The 24220-nt window shown below is 44.2% G+C and carries 22 protein-coding genes and 1 tRNA gene; 18 read left to right on the forward strand and 5 right to left on the reverse strand.

What is annotated here, in order from left to right; genetic code table 11:
* Positions 1-14: 14 nt before the first annotated feature.
* Positions 15-752, forward strand: a complete 738-nt coding sequence (locus tag GKR71_RS16970; protein WP_108478557.1) for a cyclase family protein — start codon at positions 15-17, stop codon at positions 750-752.
* A 49-nt stretch (positions 753-801) separates the two neighbouring features.
* Here GKR71_RS16970 and GKR71_RS16975 read toward each other — a convergent pair whose 3' ends face one another.
* Positions 802-2037, reverse strand: coding sequence for an SLC13 family permease (locus GKR71_RS16975; RefSeq protein ID WP_108478558.1), 1236 nt, complete (start codon positions 2035-2037; stop codon positions 802-804).
* A 208-nt stretch (positions 2038-2245) separates the two neighbouring features.
* Here GKR71_RS16975 and GKR71_RS16980 point away from each other — a divergent pair, with 208 nt between their 5' ends.
* Positions 2246-2662: a GNAT family N-acetyltransferase gene (locus GKR71_RS16980; RefSeq protein ID WP_108478559.1), complete on the forward strand. Its 417-nt coding sequence runs from the start codon at positions 2246-2248 to the stop codon at positions 2660-2662.
* A 26-nt stretch (positions 2663-2688) separates the two neighbouring features.
* Here the strand turns inward: GKR71_RS16980 and GKR71_RS16985 are convergent, their stop codons facing one another.
* Positions 2689-3060 (reverse strand): hypothetical protein, encoded by a 372-nt coding sequence (locus GKR71_RS16985; protein ID WP_036949337.1) that lies wholly within the window; start codon positions 3058-3060, stop codon positions 2689-2691.
* 116 nt (positions 3061-3176) lie between these two features.
* A tRNA-Arg gene (locus GKR71_RS16990) sits at positions 3177-3248 on the reverse strand.
* A 392-nt stretch (positions 3249-3640) separates the two neighbouring features.
* Here GKR71_RS16990 and mlaA point away from each other — a divergent pair.
* The gene (gene mlaA / locus GKR71_RS16995; RefSeq protein ID WP_036949340.1) at positions 3641-4390 is read left to right on the forward strand and encodes a phospholipid-binding lipoprotein MlaA; all 750 of its coding nucleotides are present in this window, start codon (positions 3641-3643) and stop codon (positions 4388-4390) included.
* A 525-nt stretch (positions 4391-4915) separates the two neighbouring features.
* On the opposite strand, the gene fadL is transcribed toward mlaA, so the two are convergent.
* Positions 4916-6241, reverse strand: a complete 1326-nt coding sequence (gene fadL / locus GKR71_RS17000; protein WP_108478560.1) for a long-chain fatty acid transporter FadL — start codon at positions 6239-6241, stop codon at positions 4916-4918.
* A gap of 352 nt (positions 6242-6593) precedes the next feature.
* Here fadL and GKR71_RS17005 point away from each other — a divergent pair, with 352 nt between their 5' ends.
* From GKR71_RS17005 to sixA, 4 genes are all read left to right on the forward strand, one after another.
* Positions 6594-6890, forward strand: a complete 297-nt coding sequence (locus GKR71_RS17005) for a YfcZ/YiiS family protein (protein WP_080675607.1) — start codon at positions 6594-6596, stop codon at positions 6888-6890.
* Positions 6891-7154: 264 nt separating this feature from the next.
* Positions 7155-8474, forward strand: coding sequence for an acetyl-CoA C-acyltransferase FadI (fadI, locus tag GKR71_RS17010; protein ID WP_108478561.1), 1320 nt, complete (start codon positions 7155-7157; stop codon positions 8472-8474).
* Positions 8474-10684, forward strand: coding sequence for a fatty acid oxidation complex subunit alpha FadJ (gene fadJ / locus GKR71_RS17015; protein ID WP_154634622.1), 2211 nt, complete (start codon positions 8474-8476; stop codon positions 10682-10684). The genes fadI and fadJ overlap by 1 nt, the downstream gene beginning before the upstream one ends.
* A gap of 235 nt (positions 10685-10919) precedes the next feature.
* Complete coding sequence (sixA, locus tag GKR71_RS17020) at positions 10920-11405, forward strand: phosphohistidine phosphatase SixA (protein ID WP_132495498.1); 486 nt, start codon at positions 10920-10922, stop codon at positions 11403-11405.
* A gap of 42 nt (positions 11406-11447) precedes the next feature.
* Here sixA and smrB read toward each other — a convergent pair whose 3' ends face one another.
* Entirely contained in the window at positions 11448-11993 is a 546-nt protein-coding gene (smrB, locus tag GKR71_RS17025) for an endonuclease SmrB (RefSeq protein ID WP_036949350.1), read from the reverse strand.
* Positions 11994-12259: 266 nt separating this feature from the next.
* On the opposite strand from smrB, the gene hutI reads away from it, so the two are divergent.
* The 11 genes from hutI (at position 12260) to GKR71_RS17080 (ending at position 24176) form a co-directional block, all read left to right on the forward strand.
* Positions 12260-13495: an imidazolonepropionase gene (hutI, locus tag GKR71_RS17030; protein ID WP_036949352.1), complete on the forward strand. Its 1236-nt coding sequence runs from the start codon at positions 12260-12262 to the stop codon at positions 13493-13495.
* A 191-nt stretch (positions 13496-13686) separates the two neighbouring features.
* On the forward strand, positions 13687-14418 hold the full coding sequence (hutC, locus tag GKR71_RS17035; RefSeq protein WP_230085111.1) for a histidine utilization repressor: 732 nt from the start codon (positions 13687-13689) through the stop codon (positions 14416-14418).
* Between the two features lie 311 nt (positions 14419-14729).
* Complete coding sequence (gene hutU, locus GKR71_RS17040; protein WP_230085112.1) at positions 14730-16409, forward strand: urocanate hydratase; 1680 nt, start codon at positions 14730-14732, stop codon at positions 16407-16409.
* A 12-nt stretch (positions 16410-16421) separates the two neighbouring features.
* Positions 16422-17954 (forward strand): histidine ammonia-lyase, encoded by a 1533-nt coding sequence (gene hutH / locus GKR71_RS17045; protein ID WP_036949361.1) that lies wholly within the window; start codon positions 16422-16424, stop codon positions 17952-17954.
* Positions 17955-18069: 115 nt separating this feature from the next.
* A complete protein-coding gene (locus tag GKR71_RS17050) occupies positions 18070-19458 on the forward strand; it encodes an amino acid permease (protein WP_132495490.1) in 1389 nt (462 codons plus the stop codon).
* Between the two features lie 193 nt (positions 19459-19651).
* Positions 19652-20584 (forward strand): 50S ribosomal protein L3 N(5)-glutamine methyltransferase, encoded by a 933-nt coding sequence (prmB, locus tag GKR71_RS17055; RefSeq protein WP_036949367.1) that lies wholly within the window; start codon positions 19652-19654, stop codon positions 20582-20584.
* A 116-nt stretch (positions 20585-20700) separates the two neighbouring features.
* Complete coding sequence (gene aroC / locus GKR71_RS17060; protein WP_154634624.1) at positions 20701-21789, forward strand: chorismate synthase; 1089 nt, start codon at positions 20701-20703, stop codon at positions 21787-21789.
* A 176-nt stretch (positions 21790-21965) separates the two neighbouring features.
* Complete coding sequence (locus GKR71_RS17065) at positions 21966-22769, forward strand: TSUP family transporter (protein ID WP_154634625.1); 804 nt, start codon at positions 21966-21968, stop codon at positions 22767-22769.
* 17 nt (positions 22770-22786) lie between these two features.
* Positions 22787-23335: an elongation factor P hydroxylase gene (locus GKR71_RS17070; RefSeq protein WP_154634626.1), complete on the forward strand. Its 549-nt coding sequence runs from the start codon at positions 22787-22789 to the stop codon at positions 23333-23335.
* Positions 23336-23365: 30 nt separating this feature from the next.
* Positions 23366-23638: a YfcL family protein gene (locus GKR71_RS17075; RefSeq protein ID WP_036949376.1), complete on the forward strand. Its 273-nt coding sequence runs from the start codon at positions 23366-23368 to the stop codon at positions 23636-23638.
* Positions 23639-23642: 4 nt separating this feature from the next.
* Entirely contained in the window at positions 23643-24176 is a 534-nt protein-coding gene (locus tag GKR71_RS17080) for a GNAT family N-acetyltransferase (protein ID WP_108478569.1), read from the forward strand.
* Positions 24177-24220 lie beyond the last annotated feature (44 nt).

Below are 24220 nucleotides of genomic sequence, written 5' to 3' on the forward strand. Positions count from 1 at the left end.
GATAGGGGAAAATGATGGCTAACGAAGTTTTAAATGCACTAAAGGTATTAAAATCCAAAAAATGGGTGGATTTAACGCACAGCTTTGATAAAGATTCTCCTCATTTCTTTATGTTTGACTCTGCAGAATTTAAAACATTATTTGGCTACTCTGACGGCTTTTTTGCTCAGCAATTTACCTTTCCTGGGCAATACGGCACGCATATTGACGCGCCTTGCCATTTTGTTGAAGGAAAACGCTTTTTACATGAATTGGAGCTGCAAGAGTTAGTCTTACCGCTGATTGTTATCAACCAATCTGAGCGAGCGGCACAAGACCCTAATTTTGCATTTTCTCGCGAAGATGTTTTAGCTTTCGAGCGTGAACATGGGCGAATCGAACCGGATAGTTTTGTAGCACTACGCACAGATTGGCATAAGCGCTGGCCTTCTCAAGAAGCCATGGATAATAAAGACGCAGAAGGTAATAATCAAATCCCGGGATGGGGTATGGATGCGCTCAAATTTTTATTTGAAGAGCGTGGCATTAAAGCCATTGGGCATGAGACATTTGATACTGATGCAGCGAAAGATTTTCGCCAAAATAACGCGCTATTAGGTGAATATTACGTATTAGAACAAGATACTTACCAAATAGAGTTGATGGCGAATTTAGATCAATTACCGACTCGTGGTGCTGTGATTTTTAATATTGTGGCGAAACCCAATAATGCTAGTGGGTTTCCTGTGCGCTCATTTGCTATTCTTCCCTGAAAATCCTAAACGCCTTTCTCAGTTAAATAGGCTGAGAAAGGCGTTAGTTTTATAACGCGAATAAAATCCATGCAGTGGCTAATAGCATACAGAGAACGGCAACAATTCCCCCAGATTTTGCAAATTCTGAGAATGAAATTTTCACACCATAAGCCGCCGCTTGTTCCACAACAATAATGCCCGCCAAGCTACCAAACACAAACAAGTTACTGGAAAAACCAGAGCCAAGGACTAATGCGGCGCCTAATGCATCAGCGTTACCGTCAGGCGTTAAAAAAGGCACCAGCAGCATGACAGAGGGGTTATTTCCGACAATAGTGCTGAGAACGCCGGTTACTAAAAATAGAATGAATGGGTTATTGAGTTCAACACCATGGGCGCGTAAATCATTCAACATTTGCTGCGGTAATCCTGTTCCAGCAAATGCCGCGTTGACGACAAATAATCCCATGATTAATAGTAATAAATTCCCATCCACTAACTTAAGCATATCGCTAGATGCAATGGAACGGTTCAGTAATAGGAAACCCGCTGCCGTTAATGCGATTAACTCTTTTGGTATATCACTCACCACAAAAGCCACAATTACGGCGAGTGTGATCACACCGGCTTTAGCCGTTTCCCATGTATCGAGTGGTGTTGGAGGAGAGACCGTTTTAGGGGTATTAGTCGGCTCTTTAGCTAAGTACCAGCGGTTGCGATATAACCACACCAATACCAGCCAGGTGAGCGGTAAAGATAATAATGCCGGTATTGCCGAGGATTGTAATAAGCCCACAAAGGAAATATCTAGCCCCTGTGCCGCGATCATATTTTGCGGGCTACCAATCAGCGAGCCGGTTGCACCGTTGTTGGCGGCAAAACAGAATCCAAGCAGAAACGGAATGGGGTTAAGCCCGCGAGATAGTGTGATGGAGACCAATAATGGTGTCATCGCGACGACAACCACGTCGTTGGTTAACAGTGCGGAAAGTAATCCGCCAACGGCGATCAGTACGGCAAGCAGTGTAGGCGCACTGACTTTGAGCATCGCCACGCGATCGGCGGTCCAACTATAAAAGCCGGAAACCACAAACGAAGCGGAGACCACCATCAAACCAAATAGCATGCCGATAGTGCGGTAATCAATGGCATTCCAGGCATGAGGTGGCGTGATGCTGTCGATGGCCATCATGGCTAATGCACCGATGACGGCGGCGCCCGTTCTATCAACTTTAAAGCCGGGTAGTTTGCCAAATGCCATGGCGATATAGACCAACACAAAAATAATAATGGTAAGCGTCATATTATTCACATTTTTTCTGAAAGATTAGGGAGATTTTACGGTGAATAAAATTACAGGCAAGATAAAAAATGTTTAGTTTTTAATTAAGTAAATGGTGTCTAACTAGGATATTCGTAATACGATGTTATACGGACAGTAAGCGATAATTAATTTGTTGGCGGGATGTTTTCTACATCATAAAAATATCGATAAATAAAATGAGGTTGTTATGAAAGTTACAGTTACACATGATATTACCCCTGAAGATAAAGAAGAGTTATTTACTGGTCTAAGAAGCTACAACCGATCTTTTTTGCAAAATAGCTATTTTGGGCAACTTGGTGTGTATAGCAAGGATGAAAATGGGATCATGCAGGGTGGGCTTCTCGCGTCAATTAAAGGTCGATGGTTATGTATTGATTATCTGTGGGTGGATGAGTCAATGCGTAAGAATGGATTAGGTAGCCAATTAATGCACGTCGCAGAAGAAGAGAGTAAAAAACTCGGCTGCCACAATGCATTAGTGGATACTTTTAGTTTCCAAGCTTTGCCATTTTATGAAAAACTGGGTTACGTGAAACAAATGTCACTCCCTAATTTTCCGGAATTAGGCATGCAACGCCATTATCTTTCTAAAGAAATATAACAATCTTCATGGCACCAGTTTATCTTTTAGTTCATGTGAGCTGATGGGTTTGTTGGTAAGGATTGGCTATCTATCCATTGAGATAATATTTGTTTTGCAGTTAATCTCAATGGTGTATTTGTCGCATTAGACGAATTTAAATATTGCGTAGAATATTCTAACAAGTATCCATTCTTAAAAATAAACCAGCGGTCTGTTATTTTTACTGTGGCTTCTGGTTGTTGTTTATCATGATAAACCATTAGCTGATAACCATCCTGCCTCGTTTGCTCATCCGGCGTTCCTTCTATTTGCATCACTTGGTTTGATGTCATCCCTGTCATAACAACAGAAGGCGATTTTTCCATCGTACAACCTATCAGAAGAATACCAATTAATAAGGCAAAAAGTGTTCGCATCGTGGTCAGTCCATCAAATAGGGATATAAGCAAAATACTATAGGGGAAGAAGTAAAAGCGAAATAGGGCGAAGAAAGATTGGGAAAGTTCTTGGGGGAGTGCTTAGTGTAGGAATCTGTCCCCTGCAGGAATCGAACCTGCAACTAGCCCTTAGGAGGGGCTCGTTATATCCATTTAACTAAGGGGACATTGAGATGCTGCGTAATAGCGCTTGGCATTTTACTGGCCACCCTCCATTGAATCAAGCTGTTACAGCCAAATTTTCTGCTTTTATCTTTTTTATTCTTTTCTTTGTTGGTTTTTTAAGCATCTTGCAGTTTAGCCTAAAATTATTTCAGATAAGTCTATCTCTATGTTAATGCACTAATTAATGACATTTACTGAAGCAACCCTGGCGTTTGGGGGGATTCGTATGTATTTCTTATGATAAGTTGATAATTAAATAGGTTATAATTATATCTATATGGCAATTAAACCACTCAAAACGCTTAACATGTTTTTCTATTTGCTTTTATGATAAAGCGATTAGTAATAACGATAAAAACACCATGGCAAGGTGGAATAAAGGATGGAGAGAATGATGAAGTTTCGCATAAGTAGCGTTCTTCTCGCGGGAGTTTTAATGGCTGGATGTGCGAGCGTTGACCCAGAAACGCAGCAGCGTTCAGACCCGTTAGAAGGCTTTAACCGAGCAATGTTTAACTTTAACTATAATGTCTTAGACCCATATGTCTTAAGACCTGTAGCCGTTGCTTGGAATGATTACGTGCCAATGCCTGCTCGAAACGGACTCAGTAACTTTCTTGGCAACCTTGAAGAACCGGCCAGTATGTTAAACAGCTTTTTCCGTGGAGAAGTGGAGCAAGGCTTTAAGCACTTTAACCGCTTCTTCTTAAACTCAGTGTTTGGTATCGGTGGTTTAATTGATGTTGCTGGCATGGCAAACCCTCAGTTAGTCAAAGAAGAGCCAAAGCGTTTCGGGAATACACTAGGCTACTATGATGTGGGTTATGGCCCATATGTGGTTTTACCGGGTTATGGCAGCGCAACATTGCGTGAGCAAGGTGGTGATCTAGCGGACGATCTCTACCCAATGCTGAGTTATTTAACTTTCTGGATGTCTGCGGGTAAATGGGCACTGGAAGGGATTGAAACCCGTGCAAGATTACTTGATTCGGATGGATTGCTGAAAAGCTCTTCCGACCCTTACTTAATGTTCCGCGAAGCTTACTTCCAACGTAATGATTTCTTATCAAGAGGGGGAACGCTGCAACCAGCAAATAACCCAAATGCGTCAGTCATTGAAGGAGAGCTGGATTCGATTGATTAATTAGTTGATCGATTGATTTGGTGGGGTTTATCACTCTCTATGTTTTTTTAGACATCAGAGAGTGATAAATAAACTGCTAGTCATTGTCCTGTTTTCCTCGTTGGATGACTGTGTCAATCACGGCACTGACGACTAACACGCTAACAAAGCTTATAGTGAATAATGTTCCCATAATGCCCTCCTATGTTTTTTCCATGATTTTCCTCAGATGGTAGCTTAGTGAGCAACTCTACTGCTTCTTCATGTCAAAAAAATGAAGGGCAGCATTGCAGTTAAAAATCGATATCAAAATGATTGAGTGGATATTTATGACTGGGATCAGTACATGAATAAGCCGCGGGAATGTTTTTAACAATAAAATAACATCGGGCTATAATTAATATATAAATCTGTACAAAAAAAAGTCAAGAAAAAATTTGGCTTGAGGATGTTTTTTCTGCGAAGAGCATAAAAGGAAAGTGGGCAAAGGAAGAGATAGAAAAGGAGATATCAGGGGAGCGAACTCCCCCGATAAGATATAACTGATTAGAATGTATAGTTAAAGTTAATACCTGCTAACCACGCTGAACCTTCTGATTTAAAGTTGTATACAGGTGAAGCGATAGGAAGTTTGTCACTTTCGATCAGTTTTTCACTGATATTGACTTTTTTACCGTACATATAAGCTAATCCAAGATCTACAGAGGCATTTGGTGTAAATGCATAGGTGGTTCCTGCAGTTAACCAATAACGATCTTGATCTGGGATGGAAATTGAACGGTATTTAGATGGTACCGGACTTTCATCGTAAGCAATACCCGTACGGAATGTCCAATTATCATCATAGAAATAGGTCGTACCGACAGCTAAACGCCATGCATCTTTAAAGTTTTCTGGTTTGTGGAACAGGACTTCACCATCACTTTTTCTATAAGCTGTTAAATCTTTGAAGGTGCTCCAGCCAGTATAGGCAACGCTATAGTGCAGCGCCCATTTAGGGTCAACTTTATGGTAGCCAGAGAACTCCCAGATATCAGGTAAATTTAAGTCTAAAGTTCCTTTCTCTGTTGCTCCACCAGTGCCGTTGAGTAGGCCTTTTGGTAGATCGTTAGAGAACTTACCATTTTCAAATTTTACTTTTACTTTTGAGCGGTAGGTAAAACTTAAACGGTTATCTTGGTTGATTTCATATAGTAAGCCAGCATTCCAGCCATAGCCCCAGTCATCACCTTTAAGCTTTGCCATAGTTGTACTTGCTGGGAAGGGGGGAAGTGCTCCGTGACTGATAATTGGCGCTAATGCACCTAAGTCACCAGCATGGCGAGTGATTTCAGCGTCAGCATAAACGGCATTCGCACCTACACCAAAACTAAAATTATCGTTAATACGATAAGCGCCACTTAAATTCAAGTTAACAGTTTTTAAATCCGTTTTTCCACCGATAGGGCCTGCTGCATAATTTTTATTAAAATCGGTAGCTAAACCAAAGTTAGTGGTCATTGAGGTACCGACAGCCCACTTATCATTAATTGGGAAGATAAAGTGTGCGTTAGGGACTAGCGCACTTGGGGCGATATCGTTGGCTGTAGTATTGCTATTAAGTGGTGAGCCACCTTTACCTTTAATATCAACACTTGGGTTAATGTGAACTGCACCAACAGAAATAGTTGGTCGATCAAATAACATCATTGCAGCTGGATTGCGGCTGCCTTCACTTGCGTTGTCGCCGACGGCTCCTGCGCCTGAAAATGCACGTCCTAGGGCTGAGGTTGAATATTCATTCAGCAAAAAACCAGCTGCACTTGCATTGGAAGAAATAACAGCCACTGCGATTGCTAAAGCTGATCGAGCAAATAGGTTTTTCTGGTTCATGACCAAAACCCTCTTGTATGTTTTATTTAAATAAGCGACTTCTATCGCAAGAAGCGCTGAATTGTAGGGTCGCTTGCCTCTACGACAAATCAGACCAGTTCAATGAGTATAGGCCTGACCACTGGGGATGTTGCAAGGTTGTTTTGTTTTTGTGCGATTTTTCTTTTCGAAAATGCGATGTAATTAACAAAATGGCAACATTCGTGTGAGCTTAACGAGTAATAAGTGCTCATATAAGGAGCTAGATCAAACTTATATTGAATTATTAGCAACTAAATTTGATATCACTAGTGTTTGGCACTTTTTCAGCGTTATGATACTTACTTAACAGTTTGTTCATTGGGAGAATAAAATGACTGATGCGATTAAACGTTGTAGCGCGGATGAAACAGCTGCGTGCTGCTGTGTAGATGTGGGTACAGTTCTGGAAAATAAAGATTGCACCGCATCGTATCAGCATGTTTTTGCGACTCAGCAAGAAGCTGAAGCGATGCTGAAAACACTCACAGAAAAAGCCAAATCTGTTGAGTCAGAACCGTGTGAAATTGCTCACTCAATCAACCCCGTTGCGGGTGGTGTAGAGTTATCGGCTCACTTTACATTTAGCTGTGAAGCAGAAAGTCTGATTTTCCAATTAGGCTTACGTTAATCAAACGTTTGAATTCCTTTTTGAAGCCCATTAACTCTATTATTTCGCGGATGCGTCATTTTTAGAAGTGAATGGGTTTTTTATTACTCAAAACTTACCTAATTTCCCCTCTTTATTGCCAATTAATTGTAACTTGTGTGTGAGCTCGCATTTTTTATCGACGCTGATTGATAAATGTGAAGAATATGTTAACAATCGATACAGGTCAGACCTCTTAATTTAATCACAACAATTCTACTTATTTTTCTTTTAGCAGGAGCGACCATGAATCAACTCTCCCACCATGGCGATAATAAGCATGCCACAAAAGAAAGGATTGCTATCGTTAGTGGATTACGTTTGCCTTTTGCTAAGCAATCTACCGCTTATCTCAATATTCCAGCCGTGGATTTAGGCAAAACCGTCGTTGCAGAACTATTACATCGTAGTGATATTGACCCGTCGATTATTGAGCAATTGGTTTTTGGACAAGTGGTTCAAATGCCTGAAGCACCTAATATTGCGAGAGAAATTGTGTTGGGTACGGGTATGAGCGTATCGACGGATGCTTACAGTGTTTCTCGCGCCTGTGCGACCAGCTTTCAAGCGATTGTGAATGTCGCGCAAAGCATGATGGTGGGGGATATTTCCGTGGGTGTCGCGGGTGGCGCAGATTCATCCTCTGTGCTGCCTATCGGCGTATCAAAAAAGCTCGCAGCCACACTATTGGCGCTAAGCAAAGCCAAATCATTTGGGCAAAAATTATCGCTTATCAGTAAATTACGCCTGAAAGATTTAGCGCCAGTTGCACCTGGTGTCGCGGAATACTCCACTGGATTACGCATGGGAGACACCGCCGAACAGATGGCGAAAAGTTACCATATTAGCCGTGAGCAACAAGATGAATTAGCCCATCGTTCTCATTTGCTGGCTGCCAAAGCTTGGAAAAGCGGGGTGTTAGAGCAAGAAGTGATGACCGCATATATGCCACCTTACAAGCAGGCATTCTCGCAGGATAATAACGTGCGTGAAAATTCCGTGCTCGCTTCTTATGCGAAACTCAGACCTGCCTTTGATAGAAAACACGGTAGCGTTACCGCAGCCAACAGCACGCCATTAACGGATGGGGCGGCTGCTGTGTTGATGATGACCGAATCTCGAGCAAAAGCATTAGGTTATACCCCGTTAGGGTACATCAAAAGTTATGCTTTCTCGGCAATTGATGTGTGGGAAGATATGCTACTGGGACCATCCTATGCCACACCGATTGCCTTACAAAGAGCAGGGCTTACTCTGCAAGATTTGACTTTAATTGATATGCACGAAGCGTTCGCAGCTCAAACTCTCTCCAATATTCAAATGTTTGCCTGTCAAAAATTTGCCCAGGAAAAGCTTGGCTTGTCGAAGGCGATTGGGGAAATTGATATGGACAAATTTAATGTGCTGGGCGGTTCTATTGCTTATGGTCATCCTTTTGCCGCGACAGGGGCGAGAATGGTGACTCAAACATTGAATGAGCTACGTAGACGTGGTGGCGGGTTTGGGCTAACTACCGCTTGTGCGGCGGGTGGGCTTGGTGTGGCAATGATTTTGGAGGCGGAATAATGACGCAACATTCAGCAGTCATCACAGAACCTGCATTCACGTTAAAGGTAGTCAATGGCAATGTTGGGGTGATTTATATTGATGTTCCTAATGAAAAAGTGAACACCCTAAAGGCGGAGTTTGCGCAGCAATTTCATGCCATTTTACAACAAGCACAATCGACATCTGGTCTGAAAGGATTGGTGATCACCTCCGGTAAAAAAGACAGTTTTATCGCAGGAGCAGATATTAGCATGATAGCTAACTGCACCAGTAAAGAGCAGGCGAGTGAGCTATCTAAGCAGGGGCACACTCTGTTCGATAAGATTGAAAATTATCCGCTGCCGATTATTGCAGCTATCCACGGCGCATGCCTAGGTGGTGGCTTGGAGTTAGCGCTCGCTTGCCATGCGCGCATTTGTTCTGATGACGATAAAACCAAACTGGGTTTACCTGAAGTGCAGTTAGGGTTACTGCCAGGATCCGGCGGCACTCAGCGTTTACCGCGTTTAATTGGGATCCCAAATGCCTTAGACATGATGCTGACAGGACGCCAATTAAAAGGTAAACAAGCGTTAAAAATGCGATTAATCGATGACGTAGTTCCGGTTTCGATTCTACTGGACACGGCGGTTGAGCTGGCGCAGAAAGGGGGCGTAAAACGTAAGCCTCTCCCTTGGCAACAGCGTTTACTCAGTAGCAAGTTATTGCGTAATAAAGTTTTCTCCAGCGCGAAAGAGAAAACATTAAGTAAAACCCAAGGACACTATCCGGCACCAGAAAAGATTATTCAGGTGGTGAAAGCGGGTATGAATAGCGGGCTAAAAACAGGATTCGCCGAAGAAGCCAAAGCGTTTGGTGAACTGGCGATGACACCAGAATCTGCCGCATTACGTAGTTTATTTTTTGCCTCTACCGCATTGAAAAATGAAACTGGGGCGGACGCTAAACCAAAAACTATCAAACAAGTGGGTGTGCTTGGTGGTGGCTTGATGGGCGGCGGGATCGCTTATGTGAGTGCGGTATTGGGTAAATATCCGGTACGCATTAAAGATATTTCGGACAAGGGTATCGCTCAAGCTCTGCGTTATAGCTGGGATCTGCTTTCTCAGCGAGTGAGTAAAAGGCGCTTACCGCCTCGGGAGCGGGATGCGATTATGGCTAGAATCTCGGGAACATTGACCTATCAAGGATTAGAGTCAGCAGACATTGTAGTGGAGGCTGTGTTTGAAGATCTGGCACTGAAACGTAAAATGGTGCAAGAAACCGCAAAAATGTCAGATGGCAAAGCGATTTTTGCCTCAAATACCTCTTCGTTACCTATCCATCGTATTGCGGAAGGTAGCCCTCATCCAGAGAAAGTGATTGGGCTGCACTATTTTAGTCCTGTGGATAAAATGCCGCTGGTGGAAGTGATCCCTCATCAGCAAACGGATGCCACTACTATCGCAACCACGGTTGCCTTTGCTAAGCGCCAAGGTAAAACAGCCATCGTCGTTGGTGATGATGCGGGCTTCTATGTGAACCGTATTCTGGCACCTTATTTGTGTGAAGCGGCTCAATGTCTTGTGGAAGGCGAGGCGATTGACCATATTGATAAGGCATTAGTGAAATTTGGTTTCCCTGTTGGACCTTTCCATCTACTTGATGAAGTGGGTATTGATGTTGGAACCAAAATTTTACCGATTCTCGTTGAACGTTTTGGCAACCGCTTTAAAGCCCCTGACGCTCTCGACAAAGTGGTCAACGATGACCGTAAAGGGAAGAAAAACGGTCGTGGTTTTTATGTTTACGGGCAGCCAAAAAGTAAGCTGGCTTTCTGGAAAAAATCCACAAAACGTCAAGTTGACCAGGGTATTTATTCACTGATTAACATTCACCACTCAACGTCAACGAACCAAACGGATATTGCTCAACGCTGCGTTATGTTAATGCTCAATGAGGCTGCACGTTGTTTAGATGAGAAGATTATCCGTAGCGCGCGAGATGGGGATATTGGTGCGGTATTTGGAATTGGTTTCCCGCCATTCTTTGGGGGGCCTTTCCGTTATATGGATAGCCTTGGCCTCAGTAAAACCGTGGAAACGTTGCAACACTTAGCGGAAAAACATGGTGATAAGTTTGTGCCATGCGACTTATTGATTGAAATGGCACAGTCTAATCGCACGTTTTATCCGGTGAATGATCATGAAAAAAATGCATCTTCAGCGGAAGAAAATAGTGATATTTAATAAGCGATAATCGCTGTCTAATCAACCTGATGCCACAGTTAAACGCTGTGGTTATCAGGTTTTTTTATGGCTGAATGACAAAAAAATGTCAGTAAAAAACAATGTAAATCATTTTATTTGCAACGGGTTTGTTGCAGAATCTCTCCTCACCCCAACTGATGGTTATCTTTAACAATAATTATCTTAACAAAAAGACCCGTATTCTCCTGTGGGACTGCGGCACAGATGGTGGATTATGCAAGTTTATATTATGCGTCACGGTGATGCTGCAATTCAGGCGGCGAGTGATTCAGCGAGACCATTAACCCAAAAGGGAAAAGATGATTCGGTACTGATGGCGAAATGGCTAAAAGCCCGCCAACCTCAAATTGATACCGTATTAGTGAGCCCCTATTTGCGCGCGGAACAGACATTACAAGTGATGCGTGAGGAATTATCGTTGCCAGCGCAAGCGCAAATCATGGAAGGGCTAACCCCCGGAGGAAATGCGGATTGGGTTGCCTCTCAAATTCGAGATTATGCATTTAGTGGTGCCAAGGCAGTTTTGGTGGTTTCGCACCTGCCACTGGTCGGCTATTTGGTCTCGGAGTTATGTCCCCACGAAGCACCGCCAATGTTTACAACATCGACGATTGCATGCGTTGAGGTGGATACTGAGCAGATGAAGTGTCACTTAGAATGGATGCTCAGCCCATCGCAGATTTCGTTGACCCAATCTTAAGTTTGAGCATCCTAGGGGATGAAAACTAAACGAAGTGAGTGCTTAACGGCGAGCACTCTCAGTCGTTTCAATTAATAATAGCAGCGAAGCATTGCCACCCCACTCTTTAGGGGCTTGGTGAAAAGCGACAATATCAGGATGTTGGGCAAGCCATAGAGGTGTTTGCTGCTTCAAAATATGCTTACCGTGTCCATGCATAATGCAGGCACAATGGACATTTTCCCGCTTACAGGCTGCAATTAACGCGCCAATTTCTTGTTTCGCTTCCATTTGGGTTAACCCATGGAGATCCAGAAATAACTCCGGCACATAGTCTCCACGACGTAATTTTTTCAGCTCATACGGGTTGGCATCCGGTCTTAAATAACGAGTAGGACCTTCATTATCTAGCTGTGGTTGAAATTCATCAGAAAAATAAAATGAAGCATCCACTTGTTCTTGCTGAACTTTTTTACTGGATGGTTGAGTGACTTTCGCACGAATAGGGGCATGCACTATTTGGTCTTGGTGAATTTTCTTAGCACCTTGAATAGCGTCTTTAAAGAGATTGATGTCGCCGTCTTCTAAGGCGAATTTATTTTTAGTCATTGTTTATAAATCAATTGTTAATAAATGATGCTTTCTTGGATGGGCAAAACAGAACCCACAAAACGGAGCGTAGTGTAACCCATTTTTCCCATGAACAGTTATCATAGAATATTTTTAGCGCTACGTAACAAATTTATAACTTTTACGAGAGTAAACATTGACAACAGACCGATAAGTAGTCTAATTGTATATACATATCTATACGTTTATATCTGTACCTTTCATATGTGAAGCCGAATCGGGTTTCTGTTGCCATGGGATGATTTATGTTATTTAAAGCACACGCAAATGATGTGATCTGGCGTAACGGGCGGATCGCCACAATGAATAGTGAACTTGGAACGGCATATGGGTTATTGGAAAATCACGATTTAATCATTCGTGGTGAGCAGATCATTGCCATTCACCCAAGCGACAAAGTTGATGCCAACGGCTGCCACATCATTGATGTTGAAGGTCGCTTAATCACGCCGGGACTAATTGATTGCCATACCCACTTAGTGTTTGGTGGTAACCGAGCCGCAGAGTGGGAACAACGTATGAATGGCGTCTCCTATGAAACAATTAGCGCACAAGGTGGCGGAATCAATTCTACCGTTCGCTCCACACGAGCTATGAGTGAAGATGGGTTATATGAGGTGTCGAAACCGCGTTTAGAAGCGTTGATCGGTGAAGGCGTCACTACTGTTGAAATGAAATCGGGTTATGGGTTAGATCTTGTCAATGAAGAGAAACAACTGTCAGTGGCAAAACGATTATTTGCAGCTTATCCGATCGACGTGAGCTCGACATTACTTTCCGCGCATACAGTTCCGCCAGAATATAAAGGTAAAGCTGACGATTATATTGACCTTATTTGCGATGAAATTATGCCGCAGCTATGGAAAAAAGGGCTATTTGATGCCGTGGACGTGTTCTGTGAAAGTGTTGGCTTTTCTCTTAAACAAAGCGAGAAGTTATTCTTAGCAGCGAAAAAACTAGGAATTCCAGTAAAAGGACATGTCGAGCAACTCTCTAATTTAGGGGGAAGTGAGCTGGTGGCAGAATTTAACGGGCTATCAGTCGACCATATTGAATACTTAGATCTCCAAGGTATTCAAGCCCTCAAACGCAGTGGAACCGTGGCAGTATTATTACCTGGTGCGTTCTATTTTTTACGCGAAACCAAACTACCGCCGATTGAACTATTACGCGAAAACCAAGTACCTATGGCCATCTCCACGGACTTTAATCCAGGCACCAGCCCATTTGCCTCACTGCGTATGGTGATGAATATGGCGGCGGTATTATTTAGATTAACCCCTGAAGAAATTTGGGCAGGAGTGACACGCCATGCAGCAAAAGCATTAGGGCGAGAACATAGCCTTGGGCAATTACGCGTCGGCTATCAAGCTAACTTTGTGGTATGGGATGCCAAGGATCCGGTAGAAATGATTTATGAACAGGGCAGCAATCCATTAAATCAGCGTGTTTATCAAGGAAAAGTCACCCATAAAAATTAATGGTTTATTTTAGTTAAAATAGAAAAAGCGTTTCTGTTTTTCAGGTTATAATATTATTTGCTCATAAAATTCTGATGTATTCATAAAGTTCTGATTGCTGCCTAGGAATATCACCTCCACTATAGGCAGTAATTATTTTGATTGATTTTCAATGTTGACGACTCACACACATTACTTATTTGGAAATAAACGTGACAGCCGAAAAAAAACCGAAGCTGAAAACTCCTGTTCCATTGTATTTGCAAGTTAAGCAGTCAATTATTGAAAAAATACAAGCAGGAGAGTGGCAAGCCAACGACCGTGTGCCTTCAGAAGCCGAGTTAGTTGTGCAGTTTGATTGTAGCCGAATGACGGCAAACCGAGCCTTACGGGAGCTTACCGCTGAAGGGTTATTGGTGCGTCTTCAAGGGGTTGGCACCTTTGTTGCCGAACCTAAAGGGCAATCCGCTTTGTTTGAAATCCACAGCATTGAAGATGAGATCCTCGCCAGAAATCATCAATACAGCTGCAAAATTAACAAGTTAGAGAAAGTCAGTGCATCAGTCACACTGGCAAAAGAGTTAAATATTTCCCCAGAAACGCCGGTTTATCATTCCGTGATTGTCCATTTGGAGAATGATATTCCTGTGCAAATTGAAGATCGTTTTGTGAATGCGCTGGCAGCACTGGATTATCTGGAACAAGACTTTCTGACCATCACTCCCCACGATTATTTATCCCGTGTTGCGCCGTTGACTCAGGGTGAGCATATTGTTGAAGCGGTAGAGGCGGATGACCGCAGTGCTCGGCTTTTGCAAGTGCATGTGGGCGCATCCTGCCTGCAAATTACCCGCCGAACATGGTCACAAAGCCATATCGTGACCAGTACGAAGTTATTGTTTCCCGGTCATCGATATAAACTGAAAGGCAGTTTTTCTTCCTAGTGGTATGAAATAAGACCATTCCGTCGGCATGAGCGCAGCCATTATGGCTGTGCTGACCCCTATCATCCCTAAGATAAATGTAAAATAACTGTGAACTAAATGTGATCTGGTAGGCAGATTTAGAATAAAAAAACATCAGTAAAATCAAAGGGTGTTTTTTTATTTCATTGTTTTTAATGAATAATATTTTTCGTTAGAGTCTGTTTTAGTCATCACAATTGTTAAAAAATAAATTGATCGTACATGTATATACAACTATATCTATAAGGAGACGCAATAAGTCAAACACGCATCTAAGTGAGGGTATATTCGTGACAAAGTTAAATAACAAATATCGTAATATTGAAATTCGAGCACCTCGTGGAACGACCTTAACAGCTAAAAGTTGGCTGACAGAAGCGCCACTGCGCATGTTGATGAACAACCTCGATCCTGACGTGGCAGAAAATCCCCATGAGCTTGTGGTTTATGGTGGGATTGGCCGTGCAGCCCGTAACTGGCAATGCTATGACCAAATTATTGAATCCCTGAAACAGCTAGATAGCGACGAAACCCTGCTGGTGCAATCAGGGAAACCTGTCGGTGTATTCAAAACCCACGAAAATGCCCCCCGTGTATTAATCGCTAACTCTAACCTTGTACCGCATTGGGCGAATTGGGAGCATTTCAACGAGTTGGATGCAAAAGGCTTAGCCATGTATGGTCAAATGACCGCTGGAAGCTGGATTTATATTGGTAGCCAAGGGATTGTGCAAGGTACCTATGAAACCTTCGTTGAAGCGGGGCGCCAACATTACAATGGCGATCTTACAGGGCGTTGGGTATTAACCGCCGGTCTAGGTGGAATGGGGGGGGCACAGCCATTAGCGGCAACATTAGCAGGAGCTTGCTCATTAAATATTGAGTGCCAGCAAAGCCGTATCGATTTCCGTTTAAGAACCCGTTATGTGGATGAACAAGCCACTGATCTGGATGACGCATTAGCGCGCATCAAAAAGTACACATCAGAAGGCAAAGCTGTTTCTATCGCACTGTGTGCTAACGCGGCTGAAGTTTTACCTGAAATGGTTCGTCGTGGCATTAAGCCAGACATGGTTACCGACCAAACCAGTGCTCATGACCCGCTCAATGGCTATCTGCCGATTGGTATGAGCTGGGATGAGTATCGCGAAAAGAGCGTGAAAGACCCACAAGGTACTGCGTTGGCGGCGAAAAAATCCATGGCGGAACATGTGAAAGCGATGTTGGCTTTCCAAGCCCAAGGTATTCCAACATTCGATTACGGTAACAATATTCGTCAAATGGCGTTGGAAATGGGTGTTGAACATGCATTTGATTTCCCTGGATTTGTTCCAGCCTATATTCGCCCACTATTTTGCCGCGGTGTTGGTCCATTCCGTTGGGTGGCGTTATCAGGGGATCCTGAAGATATCTATAAAACAGATGCTAAAGTGAAAGAATTACTGCCAGATGATAAACATCTGCATCGTTGGCTGGACATGGCGCGTGAGCGTATTAGTTTCCAAGGCTTACCAGCACGTATTTGCTGGGTTGGTTTGGGGGATCGTGCCAAGTTAGGTTTAGCGTTCAATGAAATGGTCAGAAGTGGCGAGATCTCTGCACCGATTGTTATTGGTCGTGACCATTTAGATTCAGGCTCGGTAGCGAGTCCAAACCGTGAAACTGAAGCGATGAAAGATGGCTCGGATGCGGTGTCGGATTGGCCGTTACTGAACGCGCTATTAAATACGGCGAGCGGCGCGACATGGGTGTCATTACACCATGGTGGCGGTGTTGGAATGGGCTTCTCTCAACATTCTGGCGTAGTGATTGTCTGCGATGGTACAGATGCAGCGGCGGAGCGTATTGCTCGCGTACTGCACAATGACCCAGCGACAGGGGTGATGCGCCACGCGGATGCGGGCTATGACATCGCTATCGAATGCGCTAAAGAGAAAAACTTAAACCTACCTATGCTAAAAACACGTTAAGGAGTGCCATTGATGACTAAATTAACTATCCATCCAGGGAAAATGACACTCGACGAATTACGCGTTGTTTTCCAAAAACCAGTGACTGTTGCGTTAGATAAACATGCCCACAGCGTCATTGCCAAAAGCGTTGCGACCGTAAATCAAATTATTGCGGAAGATAAAACCGCGTATGGCATCAATACTGGGTTTGGTTTACTTGCTAACACCCGTATTGCCAGCAAAGATTTGCAATCTTTACAGCGCTCTATTGTGATGTCTCATGCGGCTGGCGTTGGTGAACCACTGGACGATGATCTGGTTCGCTTGATTATGGTATTAAAGATAAACAGCCTTGCGCGTGGTTTCTCAGGCATTCGCTTAGAGGTGATTGAAGCGCTGATTGCACTGGTTAACGCACAAGTCTACCCGTATATTCCTGCAAAAGGGTCAGTGGGCGCATCGGGTGATTTAGCGCCGCTAGCACATATGAGCTTAATTCTGATTGGCGAAGGGCAGGCGCGCTTTGAAGGTCAATGGCTACCTGCGAAAAAAGCGTTAGAAAAAGCGGGCTTGAAACCATTAACTCTGGAAGCTAAAGAAGGTTTGGCACTCCTGAACGGCACTCAAACCTCAACCGCGTTTGCGTTAAAAGGCTTGTTTGCGGCGGAAAATCTGCTGTTATCCGGCATTGTGTGTGGGGCGTTAAGCGTAGAAGCGACATTAGGCTCTCGCAAGCCATTTGATGCGCGAGTCCAAGAAGTTCGTGGTCAAAAAGGTCAAATCGATGTGGCTGCGCTGTTCCGCGATGTGTTATCGCCAACCAGCGAACTGTCCCAATCTCACGCAAATTGTTCTAAAGTCCAAGACCCGTATTCATTACGCTGTCAGCCTCAAGTGATGGGCGCGTGTTTAACGCAAATCCGTCAAGCGGCAGAAGTTATTTTAATTGAATCTAATGCGGTATCCGATAACCCGCTGGTGTTTACCGATAATGGCGACATTATTTCTGGTGGTAACTTCCATGCGGAGCCAGTTGCTATGGCGTCGGACAATATCGCGCTGGCATTAGCCGAAATAGGTGCATTATCAGAGCGACGCATTGCGATGTTGATGGACACGCACATGTCCCAATTACCGCCATTCTTAGTTAACAATGGTGGTGTGAACTCCGGCTTTATGATTGCACAGGTGACGGCAGCAGCATTAGCCAGTGAAAACAAAGCATTAGCGCATCCATCTAGCGTGGATAGTTTACCAACATCTGCTAACCAAGAAGACCACGTTTCCATGGCACCAGCAGCAGGTCGCCGTTTATGGGAAATGGCGAAAAACGTGACAGGCATTTTAGCCATTGAATGGTTATCTGCGTGTCAGGGAATGGATTTCCGCGACGGTTTGAAATCGAGCGAAAAACTGGAAAAAGCCCGTAAAACCCTGCGTGATAAAGTCGCGTATTACGATAAAGACCGTTATTTCGCACCGGATATCGAGGCGGCTATCTCGCTTATTGATCAACATAAACTTGCCACGTTGTTTGCAGCAAACTCGGTTTTTCATTCATAAAAACTTGTCGTTCATATACCGATAGTTCCTATAAGTAAGTGTTTTAGAAGCAGCCGACTATGTATCGGCTGCGAATTCTCTTCGAAACGACTGATAAAAATACGAAGGACACAACATGCAAAGCACATCACAACTTGCGCGTGGGCTTTCTGCGCGCCACATCCGATTTATGGCCCTCGGTTCAGCAATAGGAACGGGGTTATTTTATGGTTCAGCCAAAGCCATTGAAACTGCCGGTCCGGCCGTTTTACTGGCTTATATTATTGGGGGCGCCGCTGTTTTTATGGTGATGCGTGCTCTTGGTGAAATGGCGGTTCGTAGCCCATTGGCAGGATCATTCTCCCAATATGCTAGCCACTATTTAGGTCCGCGAGCGGGCTTTTTCACAGGTTGGACGTATGTTTTTGAAATGCTCATTGTCTGCTTGGCTGACGTGACGGCATTTGGGGTCTATATGAAATTATGGTTCCCTGATGTGGCTCAGTGGATTTGGGTGCTCAGCATTATCTGTTTTATCGGTGCCATTAACCTGTGCCACGTCAAAACATTCGGCGAAATGGAATTTTGGTTGTCGATAGTGAAAGTGGGGGCGATTGTCGCGATGATCGTCGGTGGCGCTGCCATTATGATGTTTGGCTTCGGTCAAGCCTCTGAACATGCGGTTGGGGTATCAAACCTATTTGACCATGGTGGGTTTATGCCAAATGGCATAGGCGGGGTCATCGCCTCATTTGCCGTGGTCATGTTCGCCTTTGGGGGAATTGAAGTCATCGGGATCACGGCGAGCGAAGCCAAAAACCCAGAAGTGACTATTCCTAAAGCCATTAATGCGGTGCCTGTACGTATCTTACTGTTCTACGTATTAACGTTGTTTGTACTGATGTGCATCTACCCATGGAATCAAATTGGCCAAAATGGCAGCCCGTTTGTGCAGATTTTTGATAGTTTAGGCATTTCAGCTGCGGCGAATATCTTGAACGTGGTGGTGATCACCGCCGCCATCTCGGCAATTAATAGTGATATTTTTGGTGCCGGTCGCATGATGTACGGCATGGCTCATGAAGGGCAGGCGCCTAAATCATTCACTAAGTTAACCAAAAATGGGGTGCCATGGATGACGGTGTTAGTCATGGTGCTGGTACTGTTTATTGGTGTGGTACTGAACTATCTGATCCCTGAAGATGTGTTCTTAGTGATCGCTTCGATTGCCACGTTTGCCACGATTTGGGTCTGGTTCATGATTTTACTGGCACAATTTGCGATGCGCCGTAAGATGACGCCAGAGCAAGTTCAGCAATTGAAATTCCCAGTACCGATGTGGCCAGTTGCGCCTATCCTTGCAATTGCCTTTATGGTGTTTATTTTCGGTGTATTAGGTTATTTCGAAAGTACTCGAATTGCGCTGTATGTGGGGATCGGTTGGTTGTTGTTACTCACTATTGCTTACGCGGTATGGGTGAAAAAACCGGAAGAAACCGAGAAAGAAGTCGAAGAATTAGCGTAACGTTTTTAATATCATGATAAACACTGCGCCCTTGATGAAAATCCGGGGCGCGGTTATTTTTAGCGCCAAAATGCGCAAACAAGTGCTTATCTGCGTATTTTCTTACATTAATCTGCTGATTTGTCTTTCACTTCGTGGCAAACTTTAGCCATTCAAATTTTTCCTTTTAATCCACAGGCAGGAGAATCCCTTCTTGGAAAAGATCTTCGTTGATGAAGCCGTCGCAGAACTTCATACCATTCAAGACATTTTACGTTGGACCATGAGCCGCTTTAATGCTGCCAATATCTATTATGGTCACGGCACCGATAACCCATGGGATGAAGCTTTACAGTTAGTTTTGCCAAGCCTGTATTTACCGCTGGATTTACCGGATGAGCTACTAACTTCGCGCCTGACTCCAACGGAGCGTCACCGCATTATTGAGCGCGTATTACGCCGTATCAATGACCGTATTCCAGTTGCCTATCTGACTAACAGTTCGTGGTTCTGTGGACATGAATTCTATGTGGATGAGCGAGTGCTGATCCCGCGTTCGCCAATTGGTGAGCTGATTAACAACCATTTTGTGGGTTTATTATCTGATGAACCACAAACCATCCTTGACCTGTGTACGGGAAGTGGCTGCATTGCGATTGCCTGCGCCCATGAATTCCCTGAAGCTGAAGTGGATGCCGTGGATATCTCTACGGATGTCTTGGCTGTGACTGAGCAAAACATTGCGAATCATGGTTTAGAGCACCGTGTGATCCCAATTCGTTCTGATTTATTCAGAGATATGCCAGACGTTAAATATGACCTGATTGTCACCAATCCGCCGTATGTGGATGCCGAAGATATGGACGATCTGCCACAAGAGTTCCGTGTCGAGCCTGAGCTGGCGTTGGCGGCTGGTAGCGATGGTCTGAAACTGGTTCGCCGCATTCTCGCTAACGCTCCGCGCTTCTTAACTGAAGAGGGGATTTTGGTGTGCGAAGTGGGTAACAGCATGGTGCATCTGATTGACCAATATCCAGATATTCCATTTATCTGGTTAGATTTCGAATTTGGTGGTGACGGCGTGTTTATGTTAACCCGTGAACAGTTGGTGGAACATCACGAGCACTTTGCTCTTTATATTGATTAATATATTAATTAATAAAGAGTTGCGTTACTCGGCATAATCAAATAAAACATAATAGTTACGCATAACATCATATTTCTTAACAAGTATAAGAATCGCAAGCAAATAGGAAACAGGGAATGGCTGGAAATTCAATTGGGCAACTGTTTCGTGTGACCACTTTTGGAGAGTCACACGGGCTAGCATTAGGCTGCATCGTTGACGGTGTTCCGCCGGGATTAGCGCTGACAGAAGCAGATTTACAAATAGATTTAGACCGCCGTCGTCCAGGCACATCGCGCTATACCACTGCGCGCCGTGAACCTGACCAAGTGAAAATCCTATCGGGGGTTTTTAACGGTGTGACGACAGGCACCAGTATCGGTTTATTAATTGAAAATACCGATCAACGTTCCCAAGATTATGGTGCGATTAAAGACGTGTTCCGTCCAGGGCACGCCGATTACACATATGAACAGAAATATGGTCTGCGCGATTATCGCGGTGGCGGTCGTTCATCCGCCCGTGAAACCGCGATGCGTGTTGCTGCGGGGGCGATTGCCAAGAAATACTTGCAAGAAAAATTTGGCATTCAAATTCGTGCATGTCTGACCCAAATGGGCAGCGTAGAGTGTGAAATTAAAGATTGGTCGATTGTCGAAGAAAACCCATTCTTCTGCCCTGATCCAAGCAAATTGGATACCCTTGATGAGCTGTTACGTGGCTTGAAAAAAGAGGGTGATTCCATTGGTGCGAAAGTCACCGTTGTGGCTGAGAACGTTCCCGCGGGTTTAGGCGAGCCAGTTTTTGACCGCTTAGATGCTGATATCGCTCATGCACTGATGAGCATTAATGCAGTAAAAGGCGTAGAAATTGGCGATGGTTTTGGAGTGGTGAGCTTAAAAGGCAGTGAAAACCGCGATGAAATCACCCGCCATGGTTTTACATCTAACCATGCTGGTGGAATTTTAGGGGGCATTAGCAGCAGCCAGCCGATTATTGCCCATATCGCGATGAAACCGACCTCTAGCATTACTGTTTCAGGAAAAACCTTGAACCGTGATGGTGAAGAAGTTGAGATGATCACCAAAGGTCGCCATGACCCTTGTGTAGGCATTCGCGCGGTGCCTATCGCGGAAGCCATGATGGCGATAGTGCTGATGGATCACTTTTTGCGTCACCGTGGGCAATGTGCGGATGTTGTGCCAGCAATGGCGCCATTCGAATAAGTCATTGACGTTTTTCAGTGGATATTCTTGCTTGGCAAGGGTATCCACTGTGAGTTAAAGGTTAGGATGAAACCTCGATTATAATCCATCCGGGCTGTGATATTGCTTAACTTTCAATAAGATAACCAATAAATAACAAATCTGCATTGTGATAGTTTACTTATCTGGAATGTGAAATGGATTGGCTTACCGCCGTTGCGCCTGAAGTTTACGCTCTGCTGTTTTTTGTCGCTCTACTTGCTGGTTTTCTTGACTCTATCGCTGGGGGAGGTGGTTTACTGACGATTCCTGCGCTGCTTTCTGTGGGGATCACCCCTGTCGAAACCTTGGCGACCAATAAATTACAAGCCATTGGCGGTTCATTCTCTGCCACACTCTATTTTGCAAGACGTAAAGCCATTAATTTGCGAGAGCAAATTTTCCCGGTGGTCATGACCATAATAGGGGCAATGCTCGGGGCAATTTTAATTCAATCCATCGATACCGCATTTTTGAAACAGCTGTTGCCAGTAATGGTCATCTGTGTCGGTCTCTATTTCTTACTCACACCCTCTTTGGGTGTGCAAGATAGACCTCAGCGCGTCAGCATGCCAATCTTTGGGGTTGCTGCGGGGATGAGTATCGGCTTTTATGATGGGGCATTTGGTCCAGGAACTGGCTCATTTTTAGCGCTCGCTTATGTCCTACTATTAGGGTATAACCTCGCCAAAGCTACCGCCCATGCTAAATTGTTAAATTTCGCCTCCAATTTCGGATCTTTGATCTTTTTTATTATCGGAGGTCATGTTCTTTGGGTGCTCGGTTTTGTTATGCTTGCCGGCCAAATGGTTGGTGCGAGACTTGGCGCTCGCTTAGTGTTAACCAAAGGACAAAAACTTATCAGGCCGATGATCGTCGTGATTTCACTCTTAATGAGTATTAAGCTGTTAAATGACAGCCACGGTGACGATATTAAAGCTTGGTTTCTCACATTATTTTAAGATGATTTAAGCGTTCCATGACCCAACATCATTATCAGCAACTTATTGATATTTTCGAACAGTGTTTCGGCGAAGAGTACAATACCAAATTGGTAAAAGGGGACGACGAGCCTGTCTATTTACCTACCGATGACACCACACCATACAACCAAATTGTGTTTGCACATGGCTTTTTTACCAGTGCACTCCATGAAATTTCTCACTGGTGCATTGCGGGGGAAAAACGCCGCCAGCAAGTGGATTACGGTTATTGGTACTGCCCAGATGGTCGCGATGAAAAAACTCAGTGTGACTTTGAAGTGGTCGAAATCAAACCTCAAGCATTGGATTGGTTTTTCTGTGTGGCAACAGGTATCCCATTTAATGTGAGTTGTGACAACTTGGAAGGGGATTTTGAACCTGACCGTATTGCCTTTATGCGCAAAGTGCATGGTCAAGTGATGGAGTACCTCGAAAAAGGTATTCCAGAGAGACCACTGCGCTTTATTAATGCGTTACAATCGTTTTACAATACACCCCCACTTTGCGCGGAACTGTTTCCTTATCCGGAAGATATTTTCGCCTAATAGAATCACTCACTACAGTAAGGATTAAGCATGCTTGCGGATTTTGAAACACGCATACTGACAAAAATTGATGATATGGTTGAACACGCCAGCGATGATGAGCTGTTTGCTGGTGGCTATCTGCGTGGTCACTTAACCCTTGCTGTAGCAGAGCTGGAAGAAGAGAACGAAACCAGTGTTGATGCACTGTATCAGCGCGTTGAGCTGAGTATCCAAAACGCCATCAAAGCAGGTGAATTGACCCCGCCAGACCAAATTTTGGTGCTGGGCATGTGGAAAACACTGTTAGATACCGTGCGTTAGTTTTATGGACTCTATTGACCGCATGTATTCTATTCGATTAGCAACCCATGAAGATGCCCAATTTTTACCTGAGGTAGAAGCGTCTGCGGGGCAGACTTTTGCAGGGCATTCGAAGTTTGATTGGATTGCCCAAGGTGAAGTTCAACCGGAAGAAAACCATATTGAGTGTATTGCGAATGGCTTAGAGTGGCTCGCTGTGGATAATCATGATCAGCCTGTTGGCTTTATTATGGCGGAGCATTTGAGCGATAGCCTGCATATTGTGGAGCTTTCAGTTCAGCAGTCAGCGCAAGGGCAGGGCTTAGGTAAGCGGCTTATTCAGCAGGTTATTGAGTTCGCTCAGTCCCAACAGATTGGTCAGGTTACACTAACCACATTTCGTGATATTCCGTGGAATGCGCCGTATTATCAGCGCCTTGGTTTTTCGATAATGGAAGAGGCGCAATTGACGCGCGAATTACAAGATATCTTGCAACACGAAGTGGATGCAGGGTTTCAAAGCATTGATCGCTGCGCCATGCAGTTGAGCGTGAATTAATCTCAATATTACTTCGTTCTGAGGGCTTCCAAATGGAAGCCCTT

The organism is Providencia sp. wls1922, assembly GCF_009706505.1.
In the GTDB taxonomy this organism is placed as follows: domain Bacteria; phylum Pseudomonadota; class Gammaproteobacteria; order Enterobacterales; family Enterobacteriaceae; genus Providencia; species Providencia lanzhouensis.

Excerpts from the sequence above, each read along its gene's own strand:
- GKR71_RS17080 (WP_108478569.1), top strand. The coding sequence starts at position 23,643 with ATGGACTCTATTGACCGCATGTATTCTATTCGATTAGCAACCCATGAA.
- GKR71_RS16985 (WP_036949337.1), bottom strand. The coding sequence starts at position 3,060 with ATGCGAACACTTTTTGCCTTATTAATTGGTATTCTTCTGATAGGTTGT.
- GKR71_RS17070 (WP_154634626.1), top strand. The coding sequence starts at position 22,787 with ATGACCCAACATCATTATCAGCAACTTATTGATATTTTCGAACAGTGT.
- fadJ (WP_154634622.1), top strand. The coding sequence starts at position 8,474 with ATGACGCAACATTCAGCAGTCATCACAGAACCTGCATTCACGTTAAAG.
- fadI (WP_108478561.1), top strand. The coding sequence starts at position 7,155 with ATGAATCAACTCTCCCACCATGGCGATAATAAGCATGCCACAAAAGAA.
- fadL (WP_108478560.1), bottom strand. The coding sequence starts at position 6,241 with ATGAACCAGAAAAACCTATTTGCTCGATCAGCTTTAGCAATCGCAGTG.
- GKR71_RS16980 (WP_108478559.1), top strand. The coding sequence starts at position 2,246 with ATGAAAGTTACAGTTACACATGATATTACCCCTGAAGATAAAGAAGAG.
- GKR71_RS17065 (WP_154634625.1), top strand. The coding sequence starts at position 21,966 with ATGGATTGGCTTACCGCCGTTGCGCCTGAAGTTTACGCTCTGCTGTTT.
- GKR71_RS16970 (WP_108478557.1), top strand. The coding sequence starts at position 15 with ATGGCTAACGAAGTTTTAAATGCACTAAAGGTATTAAAATCCAAAAAA.
- hutH (WP_036949361.1), top strand. The coding sequence starts at position 16,422 with ATGACTAAATTAACTATCCATCCAGGGAAAATGACACTCGACGAATTA.
- smrB (WP_036949350.1), bottom strand. The coding sequence starts at position 11,993 with ATGACTAAAAATAAATTCGCCTTAGAAGACGGCGACATCAATCTCTTT.
- GKR71_RS17005 (WP_080675607.1), top strand. The coding sequence starts at position 6,594 with ATGACTGATGCGATTAAACGTTGTAGCGCGGATGAAACAGCTGCGTGC.
- GKR71_RS16975 (WP_108478558.1), bottom strand. The coding sequence starts at position 2,037 with ATGACGCTTACCATTATTATTTTTGTGTTGGTCTATATCGCCATGGCA.
- hutI (WP_036949352.1), top strand. The coding sequence starts at position 12,260 with ATGTTATTTAAAGCACACGCAAATGATGTGATCTGGCGTAACGGGCGG.
- mlaA (WP_036949340.1), top strand. The coding sequence starts at position 3,641 with ATGAAGTTTCGCATAAGTAGCGTTCTTCTCGCGGGAGTTTTAATGGCT.
- aroC (WP_154634624.1), top strand. The coding sequence starts at position 20,701 with ATGGCTGGAAATTCAATTGGGCAACTGTTTCGTGTGACCACTTTTGGA.
- GKR71_RS17075 (WP_036949376.1), top strand. The coding sequence starts at position 23,366 with ATGCTTGCGGATTTTGAAACACGCATACTGACAAAAATTGATGATATG.
- GKR71_RS17050 (WP_132495490.1), top strand. The coding sequence starts at position 18,070 with ATGCAAAGCACATCACAACTTGCGCGTGGGCTTTCTGCGCGCCACATC.
- sixA (WP_132495498.1), top strand. The coding sequence starts at position 10,920 with ATGCAAGTTTATATTATGCGTCACGGTGATGCTGCAATTCAGGCGGCG.